This window comes from Rhodococcus sp. R1101 (assembly GCF_000278445.1).
GTDB classification, from domain to species: Bacteria; Actinomycetota; Actinomycetes; order Mycobacteriales; family Mycobacteriaceae; genus Rhodococcus; species Rhodococcus gordoniae.
Window position 1 is genome coordinate 1 of sequence record NZ_AJVB01000262.1, and the last position, 5,407, is coordinate 5,407.

3 protein-coding genes and 1 pseudogene are annotated in these 5,407 nt (G+C 70.9%); 1 reads left to right on the top strand and 3 read right to left on the bottom strand.

Annotation, left to right across the window (positions count from 1 at the left end; genetic code table 11):
* The 3 genes from R1101_RS0115425 to R1101_RS0115435 form a co-directional block, all read right to left on the bottom strand.
* A partial coding sequence (locus R1101_RS0115425) for a dynamin family protein (protein WP_016934289.1) occupies positions 1-766 on the bottom strand: 766 nt, incomplete at its 3' end.
* Positions 763-2,580, bottom strand: a complete 1,818-nt coding sequence (locus tag R1101_RS0115430; protein ID WP_016934290.1) for a dynamin family protein — start codon at positions 2,578-2,580, stop codon at positions 763-765. The genes R1101_RS0115425 and R1101_RS0115430, both read right to left, overlap by 4 nt.
* A 71-nt stretch (positions 2,581-2,651) precedes the next feature.
* A complete protein-coding gene (locus R1101_RS0115435) occupies positions 2,652-4,664 on the bottom strand; it encodes an IniB N-terminal domain-containing protein (RefSeq protein WP_016934291.1) in 2,013 nt (670 codons plus the stop codon).
* A 406-nt stretch (positions 4,665-5,070) separates the two neighbouring features.
* Between R1101_RS0115435 and R1101_RS0115445 the strand changes: the two are divergent.
* Positions 5,071-5,407, top strand: a pseudogene (locus R1101_RS0115445) (Hsp70 family protein); the annotation flags it as partial.

The following is a 5,407-nucleotide window of genomic DNA, read 5'->3' on the forward strand; positions in this document are numbered from 1 at the left end:
GCGTCCGTGCGGCGAGCGCGAGCAATCCGGCGACCGGCACGACCGCCTGACACAGGCCGGTGCGTTCGAGTTCGTCGGTGAACCTCGCCGCGACCTGCTTCGCCGACATCATCGCGTCGGCGCGACCGGCACCGACCTCGTCGGCACGCGACACCACCCCGACGATGCCGAGCGGCCCCGCTCCCCCGCCGACATGCCGGCCGATCCGCTCGAGGAATTCGACGTCGGCGGCACCGAGCGAACGCATCAGGTAGACGACGGCGTCGGCACCCGAAGCCGACTCCTCCGGGGTGAGCAGGGCCAGGGTCCGCGCCGACACCTCCCGCGACAGCGACGACGTGCCGGGAGTGTCGATGATGGTGGTCTGGGCCAGGGCGCTGGCCGGCCATTCGACGTCGATGAAGTCGACGCGGTCGGCGGTGAGATCACCGAGGTCGAAGGTCAGACGGCCGTCGGGGCGCTGCACGGGCACCGGCATGTGACGATCCCCGTCGTACCAGGCGTTCACGGACGGTACGGGTCCGTTGCGGTACCAGGTGACGACGCGCGTGCATTCCGTCGCGTCGGTGGGCGCGATGTCCTGTCCCACGAGCGCGTTGAGCAGGGTCGACTTGCCGGCCTTGAGAGATCCGGCGAGCGCGACCCGCAGCGGCTGGTCGAGTCGCGCGGCACACTCGTCGAGCCGGTCTGCGACAGCCGGGTTTCCACCGTACGACGCGCGGGCCCGGCCGAGCAGGTCGCGGGCGCGCGAGAGAGCCGGGGTCATGCCTGCACTCCCGCGAGTTCCGCGGCGCGGGATCGCAGTCGGCCCAGTTCCGCGACCTGCGTGTCGAGTTCACCGATCCGACGCCGGCGTTCCTGCTCCTGCACGGTCGCGGCCTGCCGGGCCGCGTCGAGCGACTCGTCGAGCGAACGCAGTGTCTGCTCGGCGATCTCGGTGAAGTGATCGCGGAGCTGACGCTGGATGAGGCGCAGCCGGTCCTTCGATTCCTTGCCGACCTGGAAGCTCACGTCGTCGGTGAACTTGCGGATCGCGTTCTTCGCGTCGGCGCGACGCTTGGTGAGCCGCACCTGCTTGTCGTCGCGGTATGCCTTGGTGCCCAGCACGACTCCGGCTCCCACCGAGATCGGGTTCACGAGGGCCATGCCCATCAGGGTGGTGACGAGACCGAACATGAGCACCCCACCGTAGGAGCCCTTCATGCCGACGAGCACCTTCTGGCCGATCCCGATCCGTCCGGATTCGAGATCGGACAGGTTCTCGACGGGTTCGAGCAGTCTCGACAGGTCGCCGAGATGCAACGACGGCAAGGAGTCGTCGTCGAGTGCGAAGTGCTCGGCGACCTTGCCTGCGAGCGCCTCGGCGCGTTCGTGCGCCCACACGAAGTTGTCGCCGACGGATTCGGCGACCTGCTCGGCCAGCCACTGCCCGAGGCGCGGCCATTCCTTGCCCGGATCGCATTCGTCCACGGACGCTTCGGCATCGCGAGTGACCGTGCGCAACCGGTCGCGCAGATCGTGGTCGATGTCGGCCGCGAGGTCGGCGATGCCGTCCGACAACGTGATCTGCCACCGCGCCGCCCGCGTGCGCAACGCTTCGGTCGCGGCGCGCGCCCGGTTCAGGTCCTCGATCGCGGCATTGCCGGATTCGGGATCGCGCAGAGCTGCGAGTTCGCTCTCGCACCCGAGCGCAAGATGGTCGACGACGGTCTTCACATCGTGTGCGACGGACAGTCGCGCCGAATCGGCGTTCCGCGCGACCACCTGTTCGCGCAGGAAGTCGTAGATCGCATCGAAACCCGACTCCCGGTGCAACGAGGCATCTTCGGTGCGCAATGCGTACTCACGCAGCAGCGACGAGACGGGCAGCAGCGGCAGGTCGAGCCCGGCTCGCTTCAGGTGTTCACGGTCGGCGTCGACGATCGCACGCCAGTGCGGATACACATCGGTCTTGGTGACGAGCACCGCCGAGGCCGGGCACAGCGTCTGCACCTGCCGCAGGAACGACATCTCCGGCGCGGTGAACTCCTGGCTCGCGTCCGAGACGACGAAGACCGCGTCCGCCGTCGCGAGCAGCGTCAAAGTGGCTGCGGTGTGCGGATTTCCGTGCCCGCCCACGCCGGGGGTGTCGACGAACACGAGTCCGTCGGCGAGCAGCGGACTCGGCACACTCACCTCGAGCCGGTCGACGTCCCGACCGGCGCTGCGCGGCGCGACCTGCTGCAGGTCGTCGAAGGGAACAGGGATCCGCGGGGCCGAGCCCGACGGGACGATTTCGGCGGACGGTTCGTGTCCGTGCTGCACGAGCGTGGCGACCGCGGTGGTCTCGTCGTCACCGACGGAACACACCTCGAGGCCGAGCAGTGCGTTCACGAAACGGCTCTTGCCCTGGTTCAGTCCTCCGACGACGACCACCCGCAGTCGCGGGTCGGAGACCTTCGTGCGGGCGGCCGTGAGCCTGTCGGTGAGATCGTTGCGACCGGCGCTACGGGAGCGGTCGATCGCGGAGTCGATCAGGTCGAGGAGCGCTCGGCGTCTCGAGGGATCGGATGAACGCTGCGTATCCGGTGACTGCTGCATGGGCTGCGTCGACTCGCCTTCCGTCGGTGCGGGCTCCGGACATTATGTCCCGGAGCCCGCACCGTTGCGGGTCAGGGCAGCAGTTCGTCGAGATCGGGGGAGTCGGTGGCGCCGAGCGACGAGTCGGCACCGGCGCCGGCGAACAGGCCGCCGCCGAGACCGGAGGTCGCGGTGAGGCCGCCCTCGCCGAACAGACCCGCCTCGCCCGATGCGGATCCGAAGACGTCCTCACCGACCGACGCCCAGCCCTCCGCACCGCCCGACAGAGCGGTATCGACCTGCCCCGACAGCGCCGTGTCGACCTGTGTCGAGATTTCCGCACCCAGGTCGGCCGCGCTCTCCAGGCCGGCGGCGACACCGAGATCTGCCGCTGCGCCCAGGTCGGCGCCCGTCCCCGGTTCCAGCGCGCTCTCGAAGTCCGTCACGGCACCGAGGTCGACCGACGTACCCAGCCCACCGGCCGCCCCGATTCCCGAGTCGATCGCCGCGCCGAGATCCGCCCCCAGGTTCGCCCCGGCCCCGAGTTCCGCCGCCGCGTCCAGGGCGCCGTCGAGGGCGTACCCGAGCTGGCCGGTGGCTTCGGCACCGGCGCCGAGGCCGCCACCGATCGTCGTGGCGAGCTGCGTGCCGAGATCGGCACCCGCGTCGAGGGACACCGACCCCGCAGCCGTGTCGAGTGCGCTGCCGAGCTGCAGGCCGAGCTCGGCACCGGCCGAACCGCCGGTGGCGAACGTCGAACCGAGGACGGACGACAGATCCGATCCGAGGCTCGTCCCCACCTGCACGGTCGAATCGACGGTCGCCCCGACGCCGGTGGCCGAGCCGATGGCGATGTTCAATGCCGACGACAGTTCGGTGGTCGCGGCGGTCTCGATGCCGAGCGCGCCGCCGAGCACCCCGCCGACCAGCGTGCCCAGGTCGATCTCGGCGCCGGTCTCCGCATCGGCCGCGCCGCCTCCGGAGAGCACCGCGTCGAGGTCGACGCCGCCGAGCAGACCGCCCTGCGCGCTGCTCTCGATGACGGTCCCCAGCGCCGCGCCGAGGTCGGCCGCAGCCCCACCGCCCGCTCCGAGCAGGGCCGAGAGAGACGCACCGAGGCCGAGGGTCGCGCCCACTCCGGCATCGAGACCGGCAGCAAGATCGGATTCGAGTCCGGCACCGAGATCGGCCACCCCGCCGAGGACACCGCCGAGACTCGTACCGAGCGCGCCGGTCAGTTCCGTGCCCACGCCGAGTACACCGCCGAGGGTGGTGCCGAGTGCAGCGCCGAGTTCGGCGCCGCCTTCGAGAGCCAGGTTCAGCTCGCTGGAGAAGGCGCCACCGGCTTCGACAGCCGATTCCAGCAGTCCGCCGAGGGCGAGCCCGATGTCGGCGCCGAGCGTGCCTCCGATGCCCAGTGCCCCTTCGAGGGTGGCGGCGAGGTCGGCGCCGAGCCCACCCGACGCCGCGACGGCGGCGTCGATCGCGGCGGCGAGATCGGCAGCGGCACCCACACCGAGGCCGAGTCCACCTTCGAGAGCACCGGCCAGCGCCCCACCGATGTCGACCGCGCCACCGAGTTCGAGGCCGGCGTCGAGGGCACCGCCGAGTGCCGCACCCAGCGCCCCGCCGAGCTCACCACCGGCTTCGAGTGCTGCACCGAGTTGCGCGGCGAGATCGACGACGATCCCGGTCTGAGCTCCGACGGCGCCACCGAGATCCAGTCCCCCACCGAGACCGAGACCCCCGCCCAGACCCAAGCCCCCGCCGAGGCCTGCGCCGACGCCGAGGCCCAGACCGGCGGCACCCCCGAGGCCCACTGCCCCACCCAGGCCTGCTGCCCCACCCAGGCCCGCTGCGGCGGTGCCGGCGATCGATGCTCCGACGTTCGCCGCGCCGTTCAGCGCTGCGGTCAGTTCCGCCGCGGTTCCGGCGAACAGACCGCTGTCGGCGACCAGCGGAGCGACGGCCACGATGTCGGCGTGGCACACGTCGTCCAGGCCGGCCTCGGCGAGGACGGCGGCGGGATTGCTGCAGTACCGGGCGAGTTCGTTCTCGTCACGGAACAGGCTGAGAATGAAGTCGAGTACGGCGTTGGTGGCCATCGCGTGTCTCCTGAGTCGTCGGGATCTACGAACGAAGCTACGAAACCGCCGGTCACGGGCACAGGGGGTGCAGCCCCCTGTTTGTCGCCGGCTGTTAGGGGATCCGGGTCCGGGGGTACCGGGGGCGTTAGGGGATCATCCCCCCGATCGGTCGGCGGACGGCGTGGGAGCTAACGAGTACCGCGGTGGGAACGACAGGCTGATCGAGACCGAACGGTGGAACGAGATCGCGGACCGACGTCCGCCCTGAACCCTGGAGCGTGCATGTACACAGGACTCGGCGTCATGATCGGGACGGCCAATTCGGTGGCTGTCACCGTGGTCGACCAGCCGGGAGCCGGTGATCCCGGTGTCCTGTCGACCCCCACCGAACTCCATCTCCCCGCCGAGGGTGCCCCCGTCCTCGGTGCCGGCTCCCCCTGCTCCCGGTACGCAGGTGTTCTCCGGCTACGCCTCGCGGGTCGGCGATCCGGTCGGCATCCTCGCCGAGGACGGCTCCGCCTACCTGGGTGAAGATCTCGTCGCGACGACCGTGGGCTGCCTGCAGCACCGCACGGGCACTACCGAGGTGCCGACGATGCTGGCGCATCCCGCCACCTGGTCGGCTCACACCGTGGAGGCCCTGTGCGCCGCGCTCGTCCGGGCGGGCGTCACTGCACGGACGATCCCCGAACCGGTCGCGGCCGTGCGCTGGCTCGACGCGACCCACGGACCGCTGGGCGACGACGTGACGGTGGTCTACG

Coding starts and splice junctions, on each gene's coding strand:
- R1101_RS0115435 (WP_016934291.1), bottom strand. CDS start 4,664: ATGGCCACCAACGCCGTACTCGACTTCATTCTCAGCCTGTTCCGTGAC.
- R1101_RS0115430 (WP_016934290.1), bottom strand. CDS start 2,580: ATGCAGCAGTCACCGGATACGCAGCGTTCATCCGATCCCTCGAGACGC.